The sequence below is a fragment of the Paenibacillus sp. TC-CSREp1 genome (genome assembly GCF_050171015.1).
Lineage (GTDB): Bacteria > Bacillota > Bacilli > Paenibacillales > Paenibacillaceae > Paenibacillus > Paenibacillus silvae.
This window is the reverse complement of the sequence record NZ_JBNOKM010000009.1, coordinates 187024-212582: the sequence shown is the minus strand read 5'-3', so window position 1 is coordinate 212582 and position 25559 is coordinate 187024. Positions and strand designations below refer to the sequence as shown.

Genomic DNA, 25559 nt, shown 5'->3' with positions numbered 1-25559 from the left:
TATTTTAACAAAATCAAAGACGCTTATAACAAAGTTTTCATATTCTTTTACCCATTCCAAACGCTTTCCTACTCGTTTATGCAAACCCTTTTGATTATGGATATCTATAAGATGTACAATATGTATAGGACCATACCCCGATGGAAAGGATCGTTCAACGATGGCTTTTGGAATTAAACGACAGGAACTGGCAGCATGGAAAGAGCAGGTCGCTCGCGGCGAAATCGCCTACCTGACTCATTACTGGATTGATCCACGATTTCCCGGAATTACAAGTGTTACCAAGGTCGGCTGTGCAGATCTGAACCGTCTGGAGCAGTGGTGCCGGGAACACAGTCTGGACCCGCACTACATTCATCGAAGACAGCCCTTCCCCCATTTTGATCTGATGGGGAGCAGGCAGAAGGAAATTTTAAAGCAGGAAGGTTTGAACGAGCATATATCCCGTTTTCATCTCTAGTCCCTCCGATCCAATTCAAAAAAATACGTAAACTTGAAAAGAAATGCGTAAAACGCCAGTCTTCACGATTCATTCCCGATTCCGGGACGAACGCATGAGGACTGACGTCTTCAAGTACATATTTTATTATTAACGATACGTCTGTTCGAACAACTTCATTTTCTCCAGCAGCTTCATCTCGATCTTTTTGAGCATACCGAGCATTAACTGCTGTTCTTCCTCCGTAAGCGCTTCTAACAATTCCCATGTCATACGACCTCGGTTCGCATTCAGCGTTCTCGCTAGCTGCTCTCCTTCTTCCGTCAAGGAAAGCCAGACAATTCTGCGATCTTCCTCGCTCCGAACGCGTTGAATCAGGTTATCACTTTCGAGCTGGTTCAAAACGATCGTTGTCGCCCCGGAGGACAGACTGAGCTGACGTGCAACATCAACTGCCATACAGCGCTGTTCACGTAAAATCATGCCTAGTATATGACTCTTCGTTGGATTCATCTTACAGTTGGTTTCCGACTTTTGCTGTTGATCCAATACTTTGTTTTTATATCTGAAGAAGGCCTCCAACAATTGATCCACGTTTGCCAATTGCGAGTTTCGCTCCGTATTCGGGCTCATATCCGTTCCTCCTGCCTTTCATCATAACCTACCTTATATTGTAACATATTTACACACATTTGGTTGCGAAAAAAAACAGAAGGTGCTGAAGCGGCATGTGTCCTTCGGTACATATGAATAAAAATATGAGGCAGCCTATTGTATATAACGAGTAGTTTGTATATAATAACGTATATCTTTTTATAGTTACTTTTAGTTACTTAATAATTTAAGTAAATTTGTTATCATAAAGTAAATGAGATTCATCAATATATCGTAAGGGAATAATGGATATGAATTCAATGAAAATGGCCGAAATAAACGACCTCAGCCATACAGATGTCTGCATCGTGGGCGCAGGCCCTGGCGGCATGTTATTGTCCTATTTGCTTAATCAGCAGGGCATCTCTACCGTACTTATTGAGCGTCAGCCGCATCTGCATAAGTCTTTTCGCGGGGAACTGCTGAACACAGATGGTGAAGCCATTCTGAAAAAACATGGGCTGTATACGCACATTCAGGAGCTTGGTGCACTGCCGCTGGAGCAAATACAGTATTGGGAAGAGGGGAACATCCTGCACACGATTGATCCTGATCCGAACAAAGGGGAACATCATGTTGGCATTCATGTACCTCAGGACCATCTGCTTGAAGCAATCATGGCTCAAACGCAGGGAGTGAACCCCCTGCATCAAATTCGATTTAATACCGTGATGACGGGCCTGCTTCGGGACAAAAATGGCAGCATCGCAGGCATTAATGTGCGCCAGAATGGTGTCCCGGCAAGCATCACAGCATCCGTCATTGTTGGAGCAGACGGCCGATATTCGGCGGTACGCAAACATGCCGGCCTTACGCCGGAAATTCGCAAGCATGGTTACGACCTGTTATGGGCCCGAATTCCCGCTCCCGCTGGTTGGGAACCCGCAGTTCGTATGGCCAGCATGGATGGACAGCAGCTTGCTTTGTTCTCGCAGTACGGCGGTTATGTTCAGATCGGATGGAATATTCCAGAGGCAGGTTATGCCAAGCTGCGCGAGCAGCCCTTCGCCCCCTTCGTGGGTAAGCTCGTTGCGGCCTTCCCGTGCCTTGCAGATTCCGTCGCAGCACATATCCGGAACTGGAGTGACTTTGTACTGCTCTCCGTAGAAAGCAGCTATAGCGCGAAGTGGGCAGTGGATCATGTGGTGCTCCTTGGAGATGCCGCCCATACGATGACGCCTACAGGTGCCTTCGGCTTAAATGCGGCGCTTGAGGATGCCGATGTGCTTTCCGAGCTGCTCATTCACATGGCAAAGGAAGATTTCAGATCACTTGAAGCCCTGCAGCAGCTGCAGGCTATTCGTGGCACTAAAGTGCAACAGCAGCTGGCGCGTCAGGTCGAGATGGAGTCTTCTTTCCAGCAACGCTATGAATCTTTTCGTTAATCGGCTTCTGATAAACCAAAATTTACACCATCCACTCCGATGACAGAACAACCTTCCAATCGCTGTTATCTACCTATAGGACATCATCAGGGTAGCTCAAAAAGCCATTCCTTCGCAGGACATGGCTTTTTGAGCTATATTATTCAGGTCTGGCCTGGGTCGCCCTGACAGATCCTGACTTGATCGACCCACGTTCGCCATCATCCCATTGCTCTCTCCGTCTTAGATGCCTGAAGATTTGTATAAAAGTACATGCTCCCGATATTCACTTGGAGTTTTGCCTGTATGTTTTTTGAACAGCCTGCTAAAATACTTCACATCCTCGTAACCGCTAATCGCGGCCACTTCACTCACTTTTGCCGGAGACACCGCGAGCATATCCATCGCCCGTCTGATTCGCATATCGGTGACAAAATCGCCAAACGTTACACCCATCTCTTTTTTGAACAGCTCGCTGAGATGCCCCGGATGCAAATGAACACGTCCTGCCACCTGCTGCAAGCTAACATCCTGAGTCAGTGAGGATTCAATATAACCAATCGCTTTCTGCACATGCGCCGCCTGCCCTTGCCCCATACGGCTGTGATACACATGCATCAGTTCATACAGATGGTGAAAGAGCTCATCTCCCAGCGCTGCAGCATCTTTATCCGGTTCAGGCGTCCACGGCTCAATCCGGGCTGTATGCTCCCGCCCGATCGCCTGCAGCGTTCGCGCCAGCCAGCGGTGACCTGCAATGACAACCGAATGTAAACAGGCTGCATATGATCCTGGCGTCACGTTTGGCTCATGCATCAGTCCTGTCATCAGCTCACGAATCCATGCTGTCAGTTTGACCGGATTATGATCCAGCAGTAGTGTACCAAGAGAAGTCTCCTCCTCATGTGTCAAAACACTTTTACCGCCTTGCCGTGTACGAATGTCTTCATACCGCCACACTTTGGCATCCAGTAACCCGCGATAGCGAAAAGCAGTCAGAGCAGTGTGGTAGCTGTGGTGCAGCTCATCGGAACGATGAACTGGCTTGCCAACCGCTGCCCGGAGTGAACATTTCAACCACTGCTCGATCTGGCTTAACCCGGCTTCCAGCCTGTATAGGCTTACTTCATCCTCAGAAACAGCAGGCACAATGCAAACAATATGCTGCTTATACACTTGAGCCACCGACCCGGGCAGCACATCCTGCAGCATGTTTTGTACAGCAAACCGCAGCAGCGCATCCGAGGTGCCGCTCCAGCCTTTCGTCTGGATCAGAGCAACCTGCCCGCTGCGATATCCATTCGCGCTGTGATCCTCCCGTTCGGCGGATGCTGACTGCCCGGATGCTGCTCCAAATTCCAGAAAAGCAGGACAAACACCTGAGTGCAGGTTGCCTTCAATGACCCAGTCTGCAAACAGCCGCTCGCGATTTTCACGCAAAAGCTGTTCCTCGCGGGATTTTTCCGCCCAGCGGTCTGTAATTCTTCCCTTGGCCTGCAATACAGTTCTTATAATTTCTTCCGGCTTGCTCGTTTTGAGCAAATAATCGGTGACCCCGTTACGAATAGCCTGCTGCGCATAAGAAAAATCTTCATAACCGGATAAAATAATGACCTCAAGTTCAGGGATCAACAGCATGGCTTCTTCAGCCAGCTCCAAACCTGATTTGCCATTCATCCGAATATCCGTCATCAAAATGTGCGGACGTTCCTCTGCCATCCTTGTCAAAGCTTCCTCCGCTGAGGCGGCGGGCTGAAGAAGCTCGATTCCGAGCTCATGCCAGGCAATGACACTTGCAAGTCCTGTTCGAATAATGACCTCATCATCAACAATTAATAATCTCACGGCATGTCCTCCAGGATTGGAATTGAAAATGAAATCCGGGTGCCCTCGCCCTCTCTGCTGTGCACCTCAAGCAGTGAATCGGCTCCGTAATGCAGCAGCAGTCTTTCATTGACATTGCGCAGGCCATATCCGCCATCAGATAATGAGCTGCCGAGTGTTTTCTCCTGCAGCTGACTGCCTGATGACAGCACATTGCTTCCTTCTGCTACGGTTGCAAGGTTTGCTCGTAATTGCTCCAGCTTGTCCGCAGCCATCCCTGCACCATCGTCCAGCACAAGAATATTCATACGTTCATCTCCTGTGTCCTTCTGAATCATAATCGTGATCGTGCCCCTTCGCCCTGTTGGCTGAATACCGTGAAGCATCGCATTCTCCACAAGCGGCTGCAGCAGCAGCTTCAGCATCATTTGCCGCTCCAGAGCAGGATCAACAATATAATGAAGCACAAACTGATCCGGGAAACGAATAGACTGCACCCGCACATAATGACGGATATGTGCAATCTCCTGAGCCACCGGGCAGTAATCCTGACCATTGTTCAAGCTGATACGCAGAAAATCACTTAATCCCTCCACCATATCTGCGATTCGACTTTCTTTGGACATCAGCGCAATCCAATGAATGGAAGAAAGCGTGTTATACAGAAAATGGGGATTGATCTGTGCCTGCAGCACACGCAGGTCTGCCTCTTTTTTGCGAGCCTCCCCACGGATAACCTCTTCCTTCAGCATCTGGATATGCTCGCCGAGCAGGTTGTAACTCTCGCCCAGCCTGCCAATCTCATCATTGCTCACGGATTGAAACAAGGGAAGCGGACGTTTCGGATCGATTCTCGACAGATGCCGGGTCAACAGGAGCAGCGGTCTCGTAATCCGGCGAACGGTGAACCAGATCAGACCACCACTGATCAGCGCTGACATAGCCACTGCTATTGCAGTCAGAATCAAAATGTAACTATTCTCGGAACGATACTGCTCGTAAGGAACCGTTCCAACCAAAGTCCAGCCTGTTAATTCCTCCGGATAATACAGTACGGTACGTTTGTGTTCCTTCTCACCGTAAATCGCCGTTCCGCTGCGTCCCTTCTGAATACGCAGCATAAGGCCGGGCTCCAGATCAGACACATGTTGCCCAAGCCTGGACTTGTCCATCGAGGATAAAATCTCGCCGGAACCGCCAACCAGTTCCAGCTCGCCTTCCCCTCTGCCAAGTCCCAATGCAGGCCATCCTTTAGATATTACTTTCTCATCCAGACTGATCGCGAGCCAGCCGATCGGCCGATAATCATGAATGCTGCGGATCGGTCGTATTAAAGTAATGACATTCTGAACCCCCGCATAGTTTCGGACAGGATAGACGCCCGTCCATCGTTTGTCTGCCTCCCCGCTTGGCACCGGCGGATAATAGATGCTTGAGCCGTCTGCCTCGTACCAGGTAGCTGTCGATAACGCAGCATCAAAACGCCCGGGATATATCGCGATGTTCGCTATATATTTTTTGGAGGCAGCCAGGTTGGTCATTCTGCCCAAAATGTCGATGCGATCCAGTTCATGATCCTCATTACGGCTTAAATACTGTTGGATATCACGTTCCCCAATCAGGAAAATAGATAAATTCTCGGCATCCTGAAGCATATATCGGAGGTTCGACTCAACCTGTTTCAGCGTATCCATACCCGACAGCTTCGTTTTTTCCTCTGTAATGCGCGAGGAGAACAGAAAAGCAAACAGCCCCAGCGCCAGAAGCGGCACAATCATCGAGGCTGTAACAACCACGGATAACTTCCGCTGCAGTGAAGATGCAAGCCAGCGAACCAACTCTGTTCCTCCTTTGGATGCGCTCTCGCTTACCCTTTGACTGCACCCGCTGTCATACCCTTCATCACCTGTTCCTGAAAGATCAGATAGACAATAATCGTAGGAATAACAGACAGGGTCATCGCAGCAAGTGTCAAACCATAATCCGTCTGATATCCGTCAGCAAAATTTGCAATGGCAAGCGGTAACGTTTTCAATCCGGTTTTATTAATAAATACAAGGGCAAAAGAAAAGTCATTCCACGCATGCAGAAAGCTCAAAATCGTCACGGTTGAAAGCGCAGGCAGAGACATCGGAAGCATAATTCGCGTAAAGAGCCCCCACAGTCCCGTGCCATCCATGAACGCCGCCTCTTCAATATCTCGCGGAATGCTGACCAGATATGCAGTAAGCACAAAGATCGCCGTAGGCAGGGCAAAAGCAGTATATGGCAGCATCAATGCCCAGTACGTGTTCAGAAGCGACATCTGTTTCATCAAAATAAATAATGGCACAAGGGTGCTGTGAATCGGAATAAGCATGCCCACTACAAAAAACGTCATAATAAGGCCTTTCCAGCGAAACTGGAATCGGGCCAGAATAAAGGAGGCCAGTGCCGCGATAAACAGCGTCAGCACCAAGGATCCAATGGATACAATTAATGAATTGGCAAAAGCAGTTCCCAGCTTCGAGCTCTGCCAGGCGTTTGTAAAATTGGCCGCATTCCAGTGAGCTGGCAGACCAAAAGGCCTGCTGTAGAAATCCTCGTTTGTTTTGAACGCACTAAGCACAAGCCAATAAAACGGATACAATGTTAAAATACCATATACCGTAAGCAGCGTCCAAACGATTCCGCTGCGCATCCGGCGAATCGAATGTCCTGCTGGACCTCTCGATGTTTGGTTGGGCACAGGTGCTACTTGCATGAATGTTCCTCCTCTCTATCCCTTTTCTTTGCGTCCACGGCTGGTTACCCACTGACTTGTTCCAATAAGCAGCAAGGAAATCAGCACGATGGTCGTTGAGATTGCACTGCCGAAACCGTATCGATACGTCGTAAACGTCGAGTTATACATATACGTAGCAAGCAGCTCCGTTGCGTGAGCCGGACCGCCTTTTGTCATAATGTAGACCAGATCAAAAGACTTCAGACTGCCCGAAATACACAAAATAATAGCCACCTGAACCGTACCCCAGATCATCGGCAGTGAGATGGATACAAGCTTGCGTAACCCGGATGCACCGTCTATTTTGGCCGCGTCATGAATTTCCCCCGGAATGTTCTGCAGCGCTGAGATGAAAATAATCAGGTACAATCCGACAAAACTCCAGAGCAACGGCGGCACAAGTGAGAAGATGGCAATCTTTGCATCAGATAACCACTGCAGCTTCCAGCTCTCCAGCCCGAGCGCATCCAGCAGGAAGTTCAGAATACCGATCTGCGGATGATAAATGTACTGCCAGATCATACCGATGACCACCGTGGACAAAACCATCGGCAGAAATACAGCAGAACGTAAAAATCGCTGCAGCGGATTGCTCTTGTGCAGCATCACTGCCAGCATCAAAGCTAATGGAATTTGGCCGAACACCGAAGCCAGTACAAAAATAACGTTATTTTTCAAGGCTCGCCAGAAGATCGTGTCATTCCATATTTCTACATAGTTGCTCATACCAATATACGAAGCTGCTCCAATGCCCGACCAGTTGAAAAATCCGTAATACGCCGACCACACAACCGGAACAAACACAAACAATGCATAGATGATCACTGCCGGGGCCAGGCCCAGCATAATGAAACGTCGGCTTCGCAATGCGTTCAATCTGTTCACTTCCCCTCGCTAATCTAAAAACCCCTCCCCTGCCGGGAAGGGGAATTACCTTGTGATTACCTTGTGCTCACATTACCCGCAGCCCAGTCGGTACGTACGATCAGCCCTTATTGACTCACCGCATTCGCTTGTGCCGCCTGGATTCGGCCCGCGATATCCTCCGCTTTGCCGCCCATCAGCAGCTCCTGCAGGCCGTTATTAATGACCTCAACCGTAGCCGAGCCCAGCTTGGAATCGTATACCGGCGTAATTTTCACTTCCTGCATCAGATCGTACAGCTCGACAAACAGCGGATGTGCCTTCGTTTTATCAAGATCAATCTTGTAGCTGACGAGTGTGCTGCTGTCGAGCGTAGCTTTCTGACCGTCCGGGCCGGCGAGTGCATAGAACAGCTGCATGGCAGCTTCTTTTTGAGCACCACTTAATTTTTTGCTGACACCCAGACCCGTTCCGACCACTCCTGACGTAGTTCTTGGTTCACCTTGACCGCCCTCCACCGGAGGCAGAATCGTAATATGTGTGTTGTTCAATACGTTTTCAGGAGCATTGTTGACCAGGTTAGCCAGCGCCCATCCGCCGTTCATGACCATGGCTGTTTTTCCTTGAAAATAAAGCTGCATCATCTGTGTTTCATCAATACTGTTAAATCCGTCCTGGAAAGCCTTTATGCTGCCAAGCTCCTGCATTTTGTTCAGCGCATCCACAAACACAGGGTCTGTAAAGCTTGCCCCATCCTGGGCTACCGCCTTCAGAAACCAGTCCGTACCTGTCACCCTGTCCGCCAGTGTACTGTAAATCGTAGATTGCGCCACCCAATTTGTTTTGTTACCCAGCGCCATCGGAATAATGCCCTTGTCATTAAAGACACTGATCGCTTTCTCCAGTTCTGCCCACGTTTCAGGCACCTTGACGTTATGCTCCTTGAACAGTGCCTCGTTGTAATAAATAAAAGAGCTTGGCGCCAGATTCATCGGTACCGAATAAATATTGCCGTCCACCGTGTATCCATCCAGCGCACCCGGAATAAAGTTGTTTTTCCATTCCGGCTTCGCATCAAGCTCTGCATTGATCGGCTGCAGCAGATCTCCCTTCACAAACTCCTTGGTCATCGCATCCGGCCACATCACGAACAGATCGGGCATCTCATTCGCTGCCGCGACTGTGCGCAGCCTTGTCTTCAGTCCATCCGTAGGCAGTCCCTCATCCACCACTTCAATGTCCGGATGTGCCGCACGGAAATCCTCAATGATCTGACGCATGGCTACCGCCTTCGCATCCTGTCCAGTCCAGTTGTGCCAGATCGTCACAGCGACCTTGTCTCCCCCGCCGCCTGCTTCGGACGAATCACTACTTGTGCATCCTGCCAGAACGATCGTGAACAAGGTCACTGCCAGCAGGCCTGAAAGCCATCTTTTCAACATCTATATACTCCCCCTTGAGCATTTGATATCTGTCATTGTAAATGGTAACGCTATCATAACGTAAGGTGACAATCCGCGGATGCAGGGGTGAATTATATCGGATTCCCATTTCTAAGAAAAAAAGCCCCCGCAAGCAATATCATCATTGTATCGTTAATGATATCACTCTCGGAGAGCTCTTTAATCAATGGTGGATGGACATGAATCACATCCGTATACGGTAAGACATATATAAGTTCAAAATCCATCGAGATACAAGGTGATCCGTTATAACAAACATATCGATTATTGAATACCGCTCTTCACCAATGCTGCAAAAGCTTCAGAACCCGTGACGGTCAGATGCACACCGTCTTTCTCAAAATATTCATCATGGCCTTCACTTGCCCCATACCAGTCAATAAGCGAAACGTTGCTATAGTTAGAGGCTGCTTCCTCCAGAGCCTTATTCACCGTCCGCTCCCATGGACGCGGAACACGCACCGTTACAAGGTAGACATGGCTTTCATCCTTCAAGCCGTCCAGCACGGCTTTCAAACTTCTGGAATTAAATGAACCGTTCGTGCCGAGCTCAAGCACCACCTGACTGCCCAGCTGTTTGTTTTGCTTCAGATCCTGAAGCACATCTCCAGCCTGCCACATCTGGCGGCCGATATGACCATCTACATATACACCACCGATACTCTGCTCCAGATACGGTTTTGCATCCAGAATAACCGAGTCTCCGATAACAGTATAATTGATTTTTCCATCCTGCATGACAGGTGTGGACGGTTCATCCTTTTCACCTGAATCTGCTGTGTCCTTATTCCCGTTCACAGCTTCGGACCCGGATTGATCTGCTTCCGCGTTCCCCTCATTAGCAGAACTCTTGTCAGGTTCGTTGTCTGACGTTTCATTCTTCTGATCCTCATTTACGCTGGAGGCATCGTTTGTCTTGGCGGGCTTGGAACCTGCTGCATCCCCGTCTTCCGGCTTGTTATTCTTTTCCGGTTTACCTTTGACACCTGATTGTGAACCTGCTTGAGCATCCTGATTCGTTTTATCAGAGCCTGCCGGTTTCGTTCCAGCCGGCAGAACGTTCTGCCCCTTTTCTTCTGCAGACTTCTCTCCATTTAACACCGTAGACATAGACACGGTATGAGAATCGGAGTTGGCTGCAACCGGCAACACCATCTGAGACACACTGTAACATAACAGCAGGAGGGTCATTAACAGCCCTGTGCGTTTCCACCATACATGACGAGGAACGAGAGATGTCCGGCCTCTTCCCCACAGTCTGGATAAGGAGTCACGGAAGCCATTATACCGAATCGGATTTTCAATATATTTTAATGACAAGGACGCGAGTATTATCGTTGCTATCACCTGAAGCATCATACGTACAGGATGTGAACCCCCCGTATCTACAACAGGACTCGTTAATACGATAACCGGATAATGCCACAAATACATTCCGTAGGAACGTTCACCGATCCAGCGAAGTGGCTTGGCACCAATGATACGTGCCAGGAAGGATGAAGGATGAGCAAGCACCGCTACCAGCACAGTCGCGGCGACGGCTTGCAGCACCATGCCCCCTTGATACAGAAATGAATCATACTCGCTGGTGTTCAGCATCATATAGATCAACACGGCAAGAGCACCAAGCCCCGCGGCATCCAAAGCCAGTCGGTTCATCGCAGGCAGCGCATTGGACAGCTTGCGGCTCGGCCAGACTACAGCTAATGCGGCTCCGGCCAGCAGAGCAAAAGCACGGGTATCTGTCCCATAATATACACGGCTGGGGTCCAGATCCGGGTTATACATAATCGCCATTGCACCGGCAGACAATTCAGCGGCAACAACGATGAAAACGACCAGCCATCCTTTTCTTTTGAACAACATAATTGCGGCAATCAGCAGCAACGGCCAGACCAGATAAAACTGCTCTTCTACTGCGAGTGACCAGAAGTGTCCAAAAGGCGATGGCGGACCGAAGCTTTCGAAATAGGATACATGGTGGAAAATATACCACCAATTACTTATGTACATGATACCGGATACGATATCCCCTCGCAGTGAGGCGAGCCGGGACGGGTCCGTGCATGCCAGCCAGAGCATCACTGCCGCTGTCATTGTCAGCATCCCGGGCAGCAGGCGCCTGAATCGCCTTAACCAGAATTCTCCCAGTGAGATACGTCCATGCTCCCGCCATTGAGATAGAAGAATATCCGTGATCAGGTAGCCGGACAGAACAAAAAATATACCGACGCCGAGCAGCCCGCCCGGAATAAAATCCAAATTAAGATGATACGCGATCACGCCAATTACCGCGATAGCCCGCAGGCCATCCAGCCCGTTCATATGCCTTTTTCTTTTTACTGCTTGTGACATGCACGCCCCTCCTTGTTACTGCCAATCCACATCCATGGTGATCGGGGCATTCTGGAACCTTCGGTCGTTCTGGTTGCTATTAACATACGTATTGCACCTTCCATCTTTCATTTACAACATAAAGAAGACGTTTTGCCTATTAATTTAGTTGTATAATTGGTAAAACTGATATCTATTTTCTCGTGAACTCACGATTACGATCTATATTATACGCCTGAGATCAGCCTGAACTCTTTACAAGAACAGTTACAATCCAGTTGAATTCATGTAACCTTTCCTGCCAGCCAACCAGCTGTAAAATCATACTGCAAATTGAACGTTTAATATAGCCCTTTTTACCGTCTGGGGAAAATTACCACGACCTCTGCAAATAGAAAAAAGCTGCCGACTTGCTCAGCAGCCACTATCCATTATAAACCGATCTGTAACCCGATTGAAAGTTTTGCTTCGAATTGCATCTTCATGCCTAGGACTCCAGAGGTGGAATCAATGCCTTGAATCCAGCTTCCGCCTGTGAATCATTACAAGAAATAATCCTGCTGTAACAGCCCCATAAACCAATGGTGCAATGACGGCAAGTAGTTTATGAAGTGGGGTTTGAGAATCATAATGAACCAAGACATTTACAACACTATTTAGTGGAGGTAGCAGTACAGTCATGTTTTTAAATCCATCTGGCAAAAGCTGTTCCATTCCCTGTACAGAGAGCGTAATCACTACAAGAACGCTTAACATCAGAAAAGACATTACGCGGGAACGGATAAACTTGGAGCTAAACCAACAAGCCAAGGCGATTCCCAGCCAGGATGCAGCGAGATGATAGATCAGGGACATCCCTAATTCTTCTACACTGGGATTTCGATCGAACTTTTGAAATATCGCTGGAAAAACAACGGCATAAAGAGCTAAAGGCGTCGTAAAAAGCCAGCTATATAACAATTTCGAAACGTAAAGTTTTACTAGACTGCCGCTGTGTAGTACAGTTACTGATTCCTGATTTCCCGTTTCAATATCAATCAACGCATAACAAAGGACAGCAGCAATAATAAATATAAATGTTGTGGAAAAGGCATAACTAGCCATAACCGGGTTCGGAACAACACTATACACGAAAATGATCCCCATAAAAAACACAAAAGCACCAGGACCATAGCGGTAAGATCGCATAAAACAAGTATGCAAATAGGATATGATTGCGATCATGAGCCTAGCTCCTTTCGGGTTAAGCTGATAATCTCTCCGCCTCTAATGATATACTCGGGTAAAAATCCATTATAATCTTTATACATAAAGGTTATGATTATATGACCGCTTTCACTGCTCTTATATGTAACATTCGGGAATAATTCAACCAGATGATCTATAAGGTTGCGATTTATCATACCTATTAGTTCAAAATATACTATTTGCTGTTCTGAAAAAGGAGCTATATTCTCCCTGCTTAATCTCCCATGACGAATCCAATACGTGTTACTTTCCAGTTGACTTGCTAACAAGGGATCATGAACGGCTGCCAGAATCGCTGTCCCTTCATCTTTAATTGCCTTCAGAGAATGAAGCAAATGTCCTGTTGATTCATTATCCAATCCTGAGAAAGGCTCATCCAATACAAGGATATGTGGTGTCTTGATCATAGCCTGCATGACATTTGTTTTTTGCAGCATTCCTTTGGAGAAATGAGTCATCTTCACATGATCACTTTGTTCAAGATTAAAAAATTGATGAAGCTGCTGAATGCGTTCTTTCAGCTCTCTTCTAGCTATTCCAGCTATTTGCCCCATATGTGTCAAATACTCCGTTGAAGTCATCCTTAGTTTGGATAAGCGGTCAGGTGTATATCCGATCACGATATCCGAATGCTCAAGTAACCTTTGACCCGACGTTAAGGAGATTAATCCGCTTACCATTCGGAGCATCGTGCTTTTCCCAGACCCATTGCTGCCTCTTAAAATAGTACACTCCCCTTGACTAATCGTAAGCGAAATATCGCTTAAAACCTCTCGACTACCATATTTCTTTGATGCTTTTTCTAATGTTAACAGCGCCTTTGATGTCAATTGTTCACCGCCTTAATCAAGATATGAAAGAATATAAACATAGATTACCATGATTAATGCAAAATAAGGTATATAATGTATTTTAAATATCATTATTTTTAAAATGGCAGCTTCAACAGGAGGTTCAAGGTGAAAAAAATAATCTTGTTCATGTTCCTCAGTCTGAGCATACTTTCCGCATGTTCTCCCGAAACAGAGACGAATCCCGTGTACGAGGGCACTGTCGTTTACAAAACAGAGGAGAACGGCAAATACAAATTCCTGGTGCTTGAGCAGATTGGTCAGGAAGCTCTGCATAATGGACAGCTTGAAGATTTTATTGCGCTGGCACAGAAACAGCCTGAAGCCTCGTACTATTATGTAAATAAGAAGGCCTATGAAACTCTCGATGTAGGTCTCAAAGTAAAAATTACTGCTGAAGTGCATCAGTTGGAATCCCTGCCACCTATAAGAACAGTTGTCAGCATCGAACGGCTTGAACAGTGACTGGTCATGAACACGCCTTGAAAAATATACAAAGAAATACGGCAACATGATAATCATGCTGCCGCAGTCCTGAATTTCCGTATTCTTTTTGGAAAACATTAATTGCACTTGCTATATCCGCAGTTGCTGCATGTTTTACAGCCCTCAATATTGATCAGAGACGCCGAGCCGCATGAAGGACATAAATCGATGGATTGGATAAAAGCCTTCTGTCCATCCATCTCAACTCCCGCATCTTCCGGGTTTGTCGAATACAAATGCTGCATCTGGGTCTTGATAAGAGCTACTTTCTCTTTTCCCTGTATTTCCTGTGCACCTTCGACCACACCAGTATCGTTCTCATCCTCATGCATCTGCACATGACTTTCCAGCGCTTTGGCAACGGCATCTGCAATGGACTCCACCCGGTTGGCTCCGAAGCCGATCGCCCCTGAACCGCCGATGCCTTTCAGATGTTTGATGAGCAGCTCCACCTTGTGACCATGGTCGCCATACCGCAGGAACAGGGAGCATACACGGCCCAACGCTTCTGCCATGGCAAACACGTCCGAGCCTGCCTTGCCTACGTTCAGGAAAATTTCTCCGGGCGTTCCGTCCAGATCATTAATCGTAATGTATGCCATGCCAAATGGTGTATTGATCTTGTACGTTGCACCGTGCAGCACCTGCGGACGGCGTTTGTACTGTTTATCCAGGACATTTGAAGCCTCGTCGCGTTGCGTAACCTGTTTTTTCTCCATGACCTCTGTATGCTGATCGGAAGCCGGGCTTTCATTTTCCTGCTCATTTTCATTCTCTTCTTTCTTCGACGTGGAGAGCACCTGCACATCTCTGCTGCCATCCCGGTAGATAGTTACCCCTTTACAGCCGAGTTCAAAGGCAAGCTCATACAGCTCTGCCGTATCCTGCACCGTAAAATCAGCCGGGCAATTCGCCGTTTTCGAGATGGAGCTGTCCACCCATTTCTGAATGGCGGCCTGTACGCGAATATGATTTTCAGCCGAGAGGTCCATCGCCGTCACGTAATAATCCGGCAGCGGCTCACCGGGATGCTGCTCCAGCCAGTTCTGGGCAATCGGCACAAACTGCTCATCATAACCGAGACGGCTCTGACGAAAATATTTAAAGGCAAAATACGGCTCAATGCCTGTCGATGTGCCCACCATCGTTCCCGTGCTGCCCGTAGGTGCCTGAGTAATCAGCGTCACGTTACGAATCCCTTTTTCACGGATCGCCTCTTCGACCTCCGGGTACACCTCCGTCATCTGTTTCATAAATCCGCTCTGCAAGTAAGGTTCTACCTCAAACGCCGGAAATGCACCTTTCTCCGCAGCAATGTCCGCCGAAGCCAGATAGGCCTCCTTTGCCATGAAGCCATACAATTGATTCAGAAATTCAAGTGACTCCGGGCTGCCATAACGGATACGCAGCTTGATCATCAGCTCCGCCAGCCCCATTGTGCCTAATCCCACCCGGCGTTCGCGCTGCTGATTAAGTCGATTCTCTTCATACGGCGTCGCATCAATCACATTGTCCAGAAATCTGGCCGAGATGCGAGTCGTTTCCGCCAATTCCTCCCACGCCACATCATGATTCGTTTCATCATAGAATTTGGAGAGGTTAATCGCTGACAAATTACACACTCCCCAGCCTGGAAGGCCTTGTTCGCCGCAAGGATTTGTACAAATAATCGGATTGAAATACCAGCTGTTGGACATCTGGTTGTAATACTCCATAAATACAACGCCAGGCTCCGCCGACTTCCAGGCAGATTCAATAATGGTATGCCATATTTCACGTGCTTTTACGGTCCGATAGGAGATAACCTTGTGACCTGCTTCCTTCCATTTACTCAGATCGCCATCCCATGCCGTATCGTAATCAGGGTCGTTGGTATCGGGAAAAACAAGCTCCCAATTGCCGTCCTGCTTGACGGCTTCCATGAAAGCATTGCTCACGCAAACCGACAAATTCGCATTGGTTACCTGACCCATCGTTTGTTTAACCGTAATAAAATCCAGCACGTCCGGGTGCCAGTCATTCATCATCAGCATCAGCGCACCGCGACGACTGCCGCCCTGTTCGATGAGTCCAGTCGTATAGCTGAACAGACCACCCCAGGATACAGAGCCGCTTGACGAACCATTCACCCCTTTTACGACAGCCCGCCGCGGACGCAGCGAAGACAGGTTAATGCCCACGCCCCCCCCGCGAGCCATAATCTCGGTCATTTCCGTCAGCGTCTTCATGATGCCGCCCCGGCTATCCTGGGGAGAAGGAATGACATAACAGTTAAACAGCGTCAGCTCTTCACTCGCCCCTGCCCCGGCTGCAATGCGCCCACCCGGAACCAGCTTCCAGTCCTCAAGCACCGAGCGGAAGCGGCTTTCCCAGATTGTGCGCTGCTCAGGTGTTGTTTCAACAGAGGCAACGGCTTTCGCCAATCGGTCCCACATCTCTTCTGGTGTTTTCTCGATGGTAAGTGTCAGCTTCTCCACATCCGTCTCAATGACTGCATCACTTCGTGTTCGCACTTTAACCTGCTGTCCCTGCCGATCTACAATCTCGCCCACTTCCTTCATAGGAAACTTGGGATCATCCTTGGTCAGAACAAGCACAATATCTCCGACTTTGGCATGTGACGAATCTGCGTCCTTCCACGCATAACGATCGAGAAATATTTTCTCGCTGAGCCCTTCCAGCCTGTGCGTGTGATTATCCTTGTGGTTCTGACTATATTCTTGTTGATTCGTTTGTGTATTGTTGGATGTCATCGTTCCAATCACCCTCCTGAATAGACTATTCACCTGATTCACTTCATACCTGCGAATAAAATATGCACAAACACTACATATAGTGATATAAACCCAGTATATTACACAATATATTGATTTTCCATGTGATTTTTGTCATAGAAACATTATTGGAGGAGCATGTACTCGTCCAAGCTCTTTCATATTCTCTTGTACGCTCTCTTGCGCAGGTTGTGAATTTTTTGAGAATGTCCATCGGTAGCATGACGGAATTGCACTACAGGTTATGAACTGGCGTTCGTTCGTCCATACTATTACCTACGAAATAAAACGTCATCTATATAGCATGACAGGGGAGGACGCAGCATGAACCGGAAACATCCGCATCACCTCAAACAGCCTGCAGCTGAAATACCCGTGCCGCTTGAGTTTGATCGAAGCTGGCTGGACCAGCTCGAATCCCGTCTGGATAAAGGCGGCCCATGGGGAGACTATCGACTCTTTCAACTGGGCATTCAGGCTGAAGAAACAAATCTGATCCCTAATTTTGACGAAATTCAATGTCTGAAGCATCTGCAAGATTTAACCCCGCTGCCTCACCAGATGGATACGGCACGAAAAGTATTATTTGAAATGTCAGGCCGTGCCATTCTTGCCGATGAGGTAGGTCTGGGCAAAACAATCGAAGCTGGCCTTATTCTGAAAGAATATATGGTGCGTGGTCTGGTATCGAAAGTGTTAATTCTTGTGCCTGCATCCCTTGTGCTGCAATGGGTGCGTGAGCTCAATTCCAAATTCGGCATTCCTGCCGTAGCACAGAAAAAAGCATACTCCTGGCAAAACGATGTGGTTGTAGCTTCGATGGATACGGCCAAACGGGACCCGCACAAAGATATGCTGCTAAGTATGGACTATGACATGATCATCATTGATGAAGCACATAAACTTAAAAACAAAAAAACGACCAACTATCAATTCATGCTGCAGTTACGTAAAAAATACTGCCTGCTGCTCACCGCTACACCTGTGCAGAACGATATGAGCGAGCTGTTTAATCTGATCAATCTGCTGAAGCCAGGTCAGCTGGGTCGTCAGGGGGATTTCGCCGCCAACTTTGTGGTGGATAAACGGGTGCCCAAAAATCAGGAGCAGCTCAAGGATGAGCTGTCCAAGGTCATGATCCGTAACAGACGCGGCGAAGGCCCGGTACAGTTCACCAAACGTAATGTTTCCAACGTCGATCTTCGTCTCTCCCCTGAGGAGCAGGCGCTTTACGACGGAGTTACCTCCTTTGTAAAAGACCAGTATCAGGAGGCTGGGGGCAATCTCAGCAGCATGCTCTCCCTCGTCACTTTGCAGCGGGAAGTATGCAGCAGCCGGGATGCCGTGTTTGTAACTCTTGTCAATCTGTCGAAGAAGCTGCCGCTCGATTCTCCGCTGCGGGATAAAATCTGGGAGCTCGTTGCACACATCAAGGCGATCAAGGAAAATACAAAAGCCGAGAAAACGATGGAACTGATTCGGGATATGAATGAAAAGGTCATTATCTTCACGGAATACCGGGCTACCCAGGAGTATTTGCTGAACTATTTTCGGAATAACGGGCTTACAGCTGTTCCTTATCGGGGCGGCATGAACCGGGGTAAAAAAGACTGGATGATGGATCTTTTCCGGGGACGTGTACAGGCGATGATTGCAACAGAAGCGGGTGGTGAGGGCATCAACCTGCAATTCTGTCATCACATGATCAACTTTGATCTGCCCTGGAACCCGATGCGGGTAGAGCAGCGGATTGGCCGGGTTCACCGGCTCGGTCAGCAGAACGACGTTAATATTTTCAACCTGTCCACAAAAGGCACGATTGAAGAGCACATTCTGAACCTGCTGCACGAGAAGATTAATATGTTTGAGATGGTCATTGGCGGTCTGGACGTCATTCTGGAGCGGCTGGAGAAAAATGAATCCATTGAAAAAAGTCTGTACAAAATTATGCTGGAATCCGAGAACGAAGACGATATTCGCCGCAAAATGGATTCGCTCGGGCAGTCGCTGCATTCCATTCAGCGCGACGTTGCGAGTGAAGTTCCTCTGATCACCAAACTTGATCTTCACAAAGGAGGACGCTGATATCCATGACGATGTCATCACATGAAATACAGGCTTATGTCCTGACTTACCTTGAAGCTCTCGATTGTCAAATCCTTGAAAGATCACCTGCCCATGTGACGGTCAAGCTGTCGCCTGAAGCAGATAAAGCGTTAACCAACCGCCCCTATTACTGGGGGTTTGTAGAACGTGTCGGTGTGGAGCCGGAGACGATGTCTTTTACCTTTGTTTTTGACCCGGAGGCCTATCAGCAGATGATGGAAACAGCGGAAGCCAAGGCGAAGGCTGCGAAGGCTGCACAGCCTGCTCCAGCAGCACCTGAAACGGACTCAAGCGCACCCAAAGATACCATTCTCGGGCGATATTTTGGCATTACACCATCTATGCCGCAGCTAGGTCCTGGTCGTATTTTGCGTGAAGACGTAGTGTATGGCAGCCGCAGATTACAGCAGATTTTTGCAGCAGCCCGTGAAGGCGGAGCTTTTGTCAATCTGTTTGAGCAGGCTGCCAAACGACAGATTCGTGCGACAGCTCCTGCTGTGTATGAGCCTTGGCTCGGCGTTTGCTTCAAAATCGAGTTTGCCTGTGACCTGAAACGGGAGGAACTTCACTTTCTCGGCATTTCCTTGCGTTCAGGCGAGATTGTTGAGAACTTTGGCAGCAAGCTGAGCCGGCGCGACCTTAGCCCAAGATTGGCTGAGAATATGCATGCCCAGGCACCCAAAATATCTTTGGCGGATGCAGGAGCAGCACTTGAATCACATCTGACCCGTCAGCTAAGCAAACTGGATTACAGCTGGGCTGAAAAAGCGCAGGAACGTCTGCAAATGGAGCTGGATGTAGTCGATGCGTATTATGAGGCGGTGCTGAGGGAAGATATGCCTGAGGTTGAGAAGTCCGAAGAAACAGAACATGCCCGGGCCGCTTCCAATCGATTAACTGTCCGTGAAACGTCCAATAATCAGGTTGTCCCTTCGCCACCTGAAGCCCCGCCTGTGCAGGCTCTCAACAATCGGGTTCGGGGCATGCTGGAGCCAGTCGCGAGTGATGCAGAGCTTGCTGCTGAACCTGCCCTGACTCCCGCCGAACAGCAGGCTGACCCGGAGCAGGATAAAGCAAAACAGGCGTTTATGGATCGTGAGGCGATGAAACGGCAGTATGAGACACGGCGAACCGAGATGATCTGGCAATATGAGCCAAAGGTGAAGGTCACTGCAATCAGCAGCGGCATGTTTCATCTAAGATAGACGAGCACACTACTTTTCCTGCAAATGCTGGCAAAAGTAGTGTTTATTTATGACCGCCTGACCGACATGTTGCAGCATCCTTTGCAATAAGGAGCCTCTACAATTGAATCAGGAAGAAGGTGTTGAGATGAAGAGTGATTTCGGACGAAAACAAAGCCGTATTCATAGGCGCATATACGTGCTCCTGATCCTGATGATCAGCTTTGCCACTAGCTCGTTCTGGCCGACAGCCTATGCGACTGCACCGACAAACCATCTGGCCCCTGTTGCCGTACAGCAATATGCAGAGCAGCAGGCACGTGCACTCGGCACGTCCAATTCGGACTGGCTTGCTGCCAAGCTGGACTATTATCCACTGGGACCCGGAACGCATGGCTGGTTTGTTCAGGCCAGCATTACGGACAAACGTGTAGGATATATGATTATTTCAGTTACAAGTCTGGGAGAGCTTACACTCAGCGAGTATGGTCAGGGGGAACAAGCTCTGTATGATAACGAACTGCTGGGACAAGCACTGGAGCGGCTTCATCTGAAGCAGGCGATGGTTCAGGCTGCTGGCGGGAAGATTACAGCACATTACGCGCCTCCCCTGCTTGCATACTGGAGGCTGGAACAACCGAATCAGGACGCCTTGTACGTGGATGCATCCAATGGTGATTTGTTACCTGGTCATACGTTACAACAATTGGAGAACAATGCTCCCTCCTCATCATGGGGTGCCGCTGAAATGCTTGAACCGCAAGACAACTCCGCTGTGAAAGTCGTGAGAACAAATCAGGTATACATGCATCCGGCGTTTGATCCTTCCCTGCAGCTGGCTTGGCTGACATCGGAACCGCTCAAGCCTGCTTGTATCGAGAAATGGCTGCAGTACAATCAGAACGAGGCTCTCGTCTTCTCGGCAGGGGAAAGCAATCTGTTCTATGGCGGTCCATTGCCGGTAAGCGCGCATCAGCGGTGGCACAAAGATTCTGATTCTATTCTTTACGTTGCATTAGGCGGTCAGCACTCGGTTCAGCGATTCGTCCCCTTGAGTACACTGCGGAATGATGGACATTTTTATATTATTAACCCGTAATAACAAGCAGAGTATTTAAAGCAGTACAATACAATCCAGAGCATAAAGTGCACTTATGGAACTTATAGAATAACATCATCACTGACCACAAAGAAGACGCCCCCTTTTCATAACGGCGTCTTCTTAGGTGTGTCGACAGATAAAAACGGCTTCACTGTAACCGTATTTCATGTGTGTTCTCTTTTTTTGGACGAGTGGTGTTTACGATGCTTCAATTTCATGCTGCTTTCTTTTTGGCCAACCCAGAGCGAAACCGCAAACGGAATCATGCCAAACCACTTTATTGACCATGGCTCTTTCCTTCTGCTCTGTGCTCTTCGTTCCTTACGTTCATCTTTCGGTGTGTCCATATAGTGAACGACGCGCTGTGTAATGTATTTAACAAGCTCATCACCTTTAGCCATATTGAAGCCCTCCTTTTATATAACATTTAATGAAAGGACGTTACTTCTATTGTGCGCAGGACATGATCAACCTAAACATTTTTTGAACCGCCGCGTATGAAATACATCAGATTGCACAGTCTAATGCCAAAGGTATCCACAACGTCCCGAATCTGCTACAGATCCCTATTTATGAAGGAGAGTGTGTGTCCATGTATAAACTGTTGGCCGCAACTGCGGCCTTGCTAATCAGTTTTCATTCTTTTCCCGCTATAGATATGTGCTTCGCTTCGCTGCCGATTCATGCCAATCCTTCTCCGGTTCACCAGCCCTCGATGCTGCCGATCACGGATGCAGATTCTTACCGCTCAAGCCACCATGCTTTTGCAGCACCCGTGATCCTGCTGGATGTTGGACATGGCGGTATTGATGGCGGTACAACCGAAGCTGGTGTGCTGGAGAAAGACGTTAATCTGGCGATCAGTCAAAAAGTCTACCTGCTGCTCCGCAGCAAAGGGTATGCGGTCATCATTAATCGTCTCGGAGATTATGCGCTTAGTGATGAGAACCGCTGGCTGAACAGCCGTTCACGGCACATTAGAGATCTGGCACAGCGTAAAAGCCTCAGTGAAGAAGTGAGTACCGATATTGTCGTCAGCATTCATGCGAACTGGAGCCCGCGTGCGGCTACACATGGCCCTGTCGTTCTTCACCAGAAAGAAGGTCGCAGCTATTTGCTTGCACAGTCGATTCAGGATGCGATGAACCGTTCATGCGGCACACATCGTGAAGTGGTATGGGGCAAACCGTTTTACCTGCTGAATTATGTGAAGCAGCCTGCCGTCATTGTAGAGACCGGATTTCTAAGCAACGCTGCTGATCGAGCCAGAATCAGTGATCCGAAAGAGCAGAAACGAATTGCACAATCCATTGCAGACGGCATTATTTATTATCTGTCGGTAGTGTAGGCGCTGCCTGCCAGTGCCACACATCCCGCACGAGATCGCTGATGCCTACGAATTGAACCTGATTTTGCAAACCTGATATCGACTCACGAATCACCGCAGAGGTGTTCATGCCTGTATGTCCAACGTGGCCGATGACAACACAGCTTTTTTTGTCCACCGCATGCTGGGCAGCCAGATGAAGCTGTTTACGAATATGTGCCTTGGAGTTCTTATCATCCAGGAAAATATCATTGCCAACGGGAGGCATGTTTTTGGCGGCGGCCAGTTCCCCTACAATAGAACGAAAATTGGTCCGGCTATCCACAAAAAACAGACCGCGCTCCCGGCAGACATCCAGCACGATGGACATAATGCGTTTATCAGATGTAATTTTTGACCCCATATGATTATTCATGCCGATGGCATAAGGGACATCATCAATGGCTTTTTCCACACGCTCCCGCACCTGCTCATCTGTCAAATTGGAAGTGATTGCCCCCGGACCAAGCCATTCTGGTCTTCCCTTCTTCGGTTCCATCGGCATATGAACAATGACATCCATCCCTTTTTCATGTGCGGCCGTAGCATCTTTCTTGGTCGTTTGCAAAAAAGGCATAACCGCTACAGTCAGCTTGACAGGCATATTCAAAATTTCGGCAGTTCCCTTCATGTCATTGCCCATATCATCAATAATAATCGCCATTCGATTAGGCTGAGCTGATGATATGCCATCCGGACTGGCGGATACTCCTGATCCGCTTGTCATGCTGATTACCCCTGCCACACAGAGCAGGATTGCCCACCGAAATCCCCAGGTATCAGAATACCTGTACCCGCCATTTTTTCGCTTGATATCCTTTTCCTTCATCCCTGCTGCCTCCTTTTGAACTTCGTGTTCTCATTGTTTGATTCCATCGCCACTTCTATGTAAGTTCACGTTCCCAATTCATTCTAAGTCCAATCCCAACGCCAAAAAGCCTGCATTCGCAGGCTTTACGTTCGACTTCAAATTCTATACAGTTTGAATTGCAGCTTATCACAGGTACAGAAAAGGCTCTTTGGCATCCAGAAAATGCACTGGAATCTCACCAACAAGAGGCTGTAGCCAATCGGCCATATGTTTCATGCCCCACTCTTCACTGCGCTCATGCCCGATAACCAGCATCGCCTTGTTTAATCCAAGCATCGCTGCATCGTTGACATATGCGCAAAGCGTCCATTCCGTAATCTCGCCACAGATCATGACGTCCAGGTTTTGTTCTCGCATAAGCTCCATTGGCATCGACTCTTTGCCTAACCCCAGACTTCCTCCACCAACAAGAATGCCAATACGAGAACATGTCATATCAGGGTTTCCTACAATTTGTATAACATCCATGTGCAGCTTTTGCTTCAATTCCTCAGCCAGATCACGAAGCTTCAACGCATCCATCTCATAAATCCATGGATGCGGATAATCAACCTGTCTGGATTCCCAGCCCAGCTCCTTGATCAATCCCGTGTACATTCGATCCGGCTGTGCCATATGCATGTAATCATGGTATCGCCAGATCGCCATACCACATTCCTCGATAAGCTTTCGCTTGGCTTCATACACAGGATCTTGCTGTACCCAGTCCAGCTGATCTGCTCCCGTATAAAAGCTTGGCTCATGTGTAATAATCAGATTAGCTCCTATGGCATGAGCCTGCCGAATAACATCGACTGTTGCCATATATGTGGTCACAATGCCTGTTACCTTCGTACCTGCTTCTCCAGCGACAAGCACATCTCCCGTAGCAGGCAGACGTTGGTCCCCGTAGGAATCCTGAATCACCGTTTCCATGACTTGCTGTACATTCATCTCTGCTCCTCCTTTAACTTCATCTTAAGCTGGTGATCAACCTTTAACTGCACCAACAATAATACCCTTGGTCAGATACTTTTGAAGGAAAGGAAACACCACCAGAATCGGCAAAATCCCGATGATTGCCATAGCCATGCGTACCGCTGTACTCGGCAGCTCAGCCGCATTGGCACCCAGCATGCTGCTGGCCTGACCAGACTTCAGAAACTGAATGTTATTCATCAAACGAATCAGCATATTCTGAATTCCGTAGTATTGGGGTTTGGTTATAAAATATAAAGCATTAATCCAGTCATTCCAATAAGCCAGTCCCATAAATAATCCAACGGTCGCCAGAACAGGTACAGAAAGAGGCAGCATCATGCGATAGAAAATGCGAAGCTCTGAGGCTCCATCGATCTGAGCTGACTCAATCAGCTCAACAGGGATATTATTTTTATAAAAATTTCGGATTAACAGCACATAGAATCCATTGGTTAGCAGGTTCGGGATAATAAGCGCTGCCAGCGTATCTTTAATCTGAAAATACTTGGTCCATAAAATATAGGAAGGGACAATGCCCCCGCTGAACAGCATGGTGAAAAATACGATAAAGGCCAGCACATTGCGGTATTTAAAGTCCTGACGCGACATCGGATAAGCGAGCATGCTGGTAATTAACAATCCAAGCGCCGTTCCCAGCACAGTGACTAGAAAGGATACCCCATATGCACGAACAAATGTAGATGCTGAGGACCACATGTATACATAAGCATCCATGCTCATTTTTTCTGGAAAGAAGCTGTAGCCGTTTCGAATTAACGACGATTCATCCGTGAAGGATGCCATGATGATCAGAATAAAAGGCAGAAAAGCAAGCAGCGTAAACACAGCCATAGCAGCGATGGAAAACACATGAAAAGCGCGTTCACCCCTGGTTTGTATCATGG

Annotated in this window: 21 protein-coding genes; 7 read left to right on the top strand and 14 right to left on the bottom strand. The window is 48.2% G+C overall.

Annotated features, from left to right (window positions below):
- The first annotated feature begins 160 nt into the window (after positions 1-160).
- Positions 161-460 (top strand): hypothetical protein, encoded by a 300-nt coding sequence (locus ACQSGY_RS15775; protein ID WP_427052572.1) that lies wholly within the window; start codon positions 161-163, stop codon positions 458-460.
- 129 nt (positions 461-589) lie between these two features.
- Here the strand turns inward: ACQSGY_RS15775 and ACQSGY_RS15770 are convergent, their stop codons facing one another.
- Positions 590-1072, bottom strand: a complete 483-nt coding sequence (locus tag ACQSGY_RS15770) for a MarR family transcriptional regulator (RefSeq protein WP_216513322.1) — start codon at positions 1070-1072, stop codon at positions 590-592.
- Positions 1073-1344: 272 nt separating this feature from the next.
- Between ACQSGY_RS15770 and ACQSGY_RS15765 the strand changes: the two genes are divergently transcribed.
- The gene (locus ACQSGY_RS15765) at positions 1345-2478 is read left to right on the top strand and encodes an FAD-dependent monooxygenase (protein ID WP_253298858.1); all 1134 of its coding nucleotides are present in this window, start codon (positions 1345-1347) and stop codon (positions 2476-2478) included.
- Positions 2479-2700: 222 nt separating this feature from the next.
- Here ACQSGY_RS15765 and ACQSGY_RS15760 read toward each other — a convergent pair whose 3' ends face one another.
- From ACQSGY_RS15760 to ACQSGY_RS15725, 8 genes are all read right to left on the bottom strand, one after another.
- Positions 2701-4302: a helix-turn-helix domain-containing protein gene (locus ACQSGY_RS15760; RefSeq protein ID WP_427052571.1), complete on the bottom strand. Its 1602-nt coding sequence runs from the start codon at positions 4300-4302 to the stop codon at positions 2701-2703.
- Positions 4299-6119, bottom strand: a complete 1821-nt coding sequence (locus ACQSGY_RS15755; RefSeq protein WP_427052570.1) for a cache domain-containing sensor histidine kinase — start codon at positions 6117-6119, stop codon at positions 4299-4301. The genes ACQSGY_RS15760 and ACQSGY_RS15755 overlap by 4 nt, the downstream gene beginning before the upstream one ends.
- 29 nt (positions 6120-6148) lie before the next feature.
- Entirely contained in the window at positions 6149-6961 is an 813-nt protein-coding gene (locus ACQSGY_RS15750) for a carbohydrate ABC transporter permease (RefSeq protein ID WP_229729910.1), read from the bottom strand.
- A 78-nt stretch (positions 6962-7039) separates the two neighbouring features.
- Positions 7040-7921, bottom strand: a complete 882-nt coding sequence (locus ACQSGY_RS15745; RefSeq protein WP_289374102.1) for a carbohydrate ABC transporter permease — start codon at positions 7919-7921, stop codon at positions 7040-7042.
- A 116-nt stretch (positions 7922-8037) separates the two neighbouring features.
- Positions 8038-9351: an extracellular solute-binding protein gene (locus tag ACQSGY_RS15740; RefSeq protein WP_427052568.1), complete on the bottom strand. Its 1314-nt coding sequence runs from the start codon at positions 9349-9351 to the stop codon at positions 8038-8040.
- A 285-nt stretch (positions 9352-9636) separates the two neighbouring features.
- The gene (locus ACQSGY_RS15735) at positions 9637-11727 is read right to left on the bottom strand and encodes an acyltransferase family protein (protein ID WP_427052567.1); all 2091 of its coding nucleotides are present in this window, start codon (positions 11725-11727) and stop codon (positions 9637-9639) included.
- A 486-nt stretch (positions 11728-12213) separates the two neighbouring features.
- On the bottom strand, positions 12214-12930 hold the full coding sequence (locus ACQSGY_RS15730) for a hypothetical protein (RefSeq protein WP_427052566.1): 717 nt from the start codon (positions 12928-12930) through the stop codon (positions 12214-12216).
- On the bottom strand, positions 12927-13784 hold the full coding sequence (locus tag ACQSGY_RS15725) for an ATP-binding cassette domain-containing protein (protein WP_427052565.1): 858 nt from the start codon (positions 13782-13784) through the stop codon (positions 12927-12929). The genes ACQSGY_RS15730 and ACQSGY_RS15725 overlap by 4 nt, the downstream gene beginning before the upstream one ends.
- A 129-nt stretch (positions 13785-13913) precedes the next feature.
- On the opposite strand from ACQSGY_RS15725, the gene ACQSGY_RS15720 reads away from it, so the two are divergent.
- On the top strand, positions 13914-14270 hold the full coding sequence (locus tag ACQSGY_RS15720; RefSeq protein WP_427052564.1) for a DUF3221 domain-containing protein: 357 nt from the start codon (positions 13914-13916) through the stop codon (positions 14268-14270).
- A gap of 98 nt (positions 14271-14368) precedes the next feature.
- On the opposite strand, the gene ACQSGY_RS15715 is transcribed toward ACQSGY_RS15720, so the two are convergent.
- A complete protein-coding gene (locus ACQSGY_RS15715; RefSeq protein WP_427052563.1) occupies positions 14369-17044 on the bottom strand; it encodes an adenosylcobalamin-dependent ribonucleoside-diphosphate reductase in 2676 nt (891 codons plus the stop codon).
- Positions 17045-17389: 345 nt separating this feature from the next.
- Here ACQSGY_RS15715 and ACQSGY_RS15710 point away from each other — a divergent pair, with 345 nt between their 5' ends.
- The 3 genes from ACQSGY_RS15710 to ACQSGY_RS15700 all read left to right on the top strand — a co-directional run bounded on the left by ACQSGY_RS15710 (position 17390) and on the right by ACQSGY_RS15700 (position 21454).
- Positions 17390-19150 (top strand): SNF2-related protein, encoded by a 1761-nt coding sequence (locus ACQSGY_RS15710; RefSeq protein WP_145402863.1) that lies wholly within the window; start codon positions 17390-17392, stop codon positions 19148-19150.
- Positions 19151-19155: 5 nt separating this feature from the next.
- Complete coding sequence (locus tag ACQSGY_RS15705) at positions 19156-20376, top strand: YqhG family protein (RefSeq protein WP_427052562.1); 1221 nt, start codon at positions 19156-19158, stop codon at positions 20374-20376.
- A 103-nt stretch (positions 20377-20479) separates the two neighbouring features.
- The gene (locus ACQSGY_RS15700) at positions 20480-21454 is read left to right on the top strand and encodes a hypothetical protein (RefSeq protein WP_427052561.1); all 975 of its coding nucleotides are present in this window, start codon (positions 20480-20482) and stop codon (positions 21452-21454) included.
- A gap of 167 nt (positions 21455-21621) precedes the next feature.
- Here the strand turns inward: ACQSGY_RS15700 and ACQSGY_RS15695 are convergent, their stop codons facing one another.
- Positions 21622-21858 carry a YqzE family protein gene (locus tag ACQSGY_RS15695; RefSeq protein WP_427052560.1) on the bottom strand — a complete coding sequence of 79 codons (237 nt, stop codon included), beginning with the start codon at positions 21856-21858 and terminating at the stop codon, positions 21622-21624.
- Between the two features lie 191 nt (positions 21859-22049).
- Between ACQSGY_RS15695 and ACQSGY_RS15690 the strand changes: the two genes are divergently transcribed.
- On the top strand, positions 22050-22805 hold the full coding sequence (locus ACQSGY_RS15690) for an N-acetylmuramoyl-L-alanine amidase family protein (RefSeq protein WP_427052559.1): 756 nt from the start codon (positions 22050-22052) through the stop codon (positions 22803-22805).
- On the opposite strand, the gene ACQSGY_RS15685 is transcribed toward ACQSGY_RS15690, so the two are convergent.
- From ACQSGY_RS15685 to ACQSGY_RS15675, 3 genes are all read right to left on the bottom strand, one after another.
- Entirely contained in the window at positions 22780-23550 is a 771-nt protein-coding gene (locus ACQSGY_RS15685; RefSeq protein WP_427052640.1) for a divergent polysaccharide deacetylase family protein, read from the bottom strand. The two genes, ACQSGY_RS15690 and ACQSGY_RS15685, sit on opposite strands and share 26 nt — an antisense overlap.
- 270 nt (positions 23551-23820) lie before the next feature.
- The gene (locus ACQSGY_RS15680; protein WP_427052558.1) at positions 23821-24627 is read right to left on the bottom strand and encodes a Nif3-like dinuclear metal center hexameric protein; all 807 of its coding nucleotides are present in this window, start codon (positions 24625-24627) and stop codon (positions 23821-23823) included.
- 36 nt (positions 24628-24663) lie between these two features.
- Positions 24664-25557 (bottom strand): carbohydrate ABC transporter permease, encoded by an 894-nt coding sequence (locus tag ACQSGY_RS15675; RefSeq protein WP_216513306.1) that lies wholly within the window; start codon positions 25555-25557, stop codon positions 24664-24666.
- Positions 25558-25559: the final 2 nt, after the last annotated feature.

Bases quoted from the DNA above. Each gene is read 5' to 3' on its own strand.
- ACQSGY_RS15775 (WP_427052572.1), top strand. From the start codon at position 161: ATGGCTTTTGGAATTAAACGACAGGAACTGGCAGCATGGAAAGAGCAG.
- ACQSGY_RS15770 (WP_216513322.1), bottom strand. From the start codon at position 1,072: ATGAGCCCGAATACGGAGCGAAACTCGCAATTGGCAAACGTGGATCAA.
- ACQSGY_RS15765 (WP_253298858.1), top strand. From the start codon at position 1,345: ATGAATTCAATGAAAATGGCCGAAATAAACGACCTCAGCCATACAGAT.
- ACQSGY_RS15750 (WP_229729910.1), bottom strand. From the start codon at position 6,961: ATGCGCAGCGGAATCGTTTGGACGCTGCTTACGGTATATGGTATTTTA.
- ACQSGY_RS15740 (WP_427052568.1), bottom strand. From the start codon at position 9,351: ATGTTGAAAAGATGGCTTTCAGGCCTGCTGGCAGTGACCTTGTTCACG.
- ACQSGY_RS15735 (WP_427052567.1), bottom strand. From the start codon at position 11,727: ATGTCACAAGCAGTAAAAAGAAAAAGGCATATGAACGGGCTGGATGGC.
- ACQSGY_RS15730 (WP_427052566.1), bottom strand. From the start codon at position 12,930: ATGATCGCAATCATATCCTATTTGCATACTTGTTTTATGCGATCTTAC.
- ACQSGY_RS15715 (WP_427052563.1), bottom strand. From the start codon at position 17,044: ATGACATCCAACAATACACAAACGAATCAACAAGAATATAGTCAGAAC.
- ACQSGY_RS15710 (WP_145402863.1), top strand. From the start codon at position 17,390: ATGAACCGGAAACATCCGCATCACCTCAAACAGCCTGCAGCTGAAATA.
- ACQSGY_RS15705 (WP_427052562.1), top strand. From the start codon at position 19,156: ATGACGATGTCATCACATGAAATACAGGCTTATGTCCTGACTTACCTT.
- ACQSGY_RS15695 (WP_427052560.1), bottom strand. From the start codon at position 21,858: ATGGCTAAAGGTGATGAGCTTGTTAAATACATTACACAGCGCGTCGTT.
- ACQSGY_RS15690 (WP_427052559.1), top strand. From the start codon at position 22,050: ATGTATAAACTGTTGGCCGCAACTGCGGCCTTGCTAATCAGTTTTCAT.
- ACQSGY_RS15685 (WP_427052640.1), bottom strand. From the start codon at position 23,550: ATGACAAGCGGATCAGGAGTATCCGCCAGTCCGGATGGCATATCATCA.
- ACQSGY_RS15680 (WP_427052558.1), bottom strand. From the start codon at position 24,627: ATGAATGTACAGCAAGTCATGGAAACGGTGATTCAGGATTCCTACGGG.
- ACQSGY_RS15675 (WP_216513306.1), bottom strand. From the start codon at position 25,557: ATGATACAAACCAGGGGTGAACGCGCTTTTCATGTGTTTTCCATCGCT.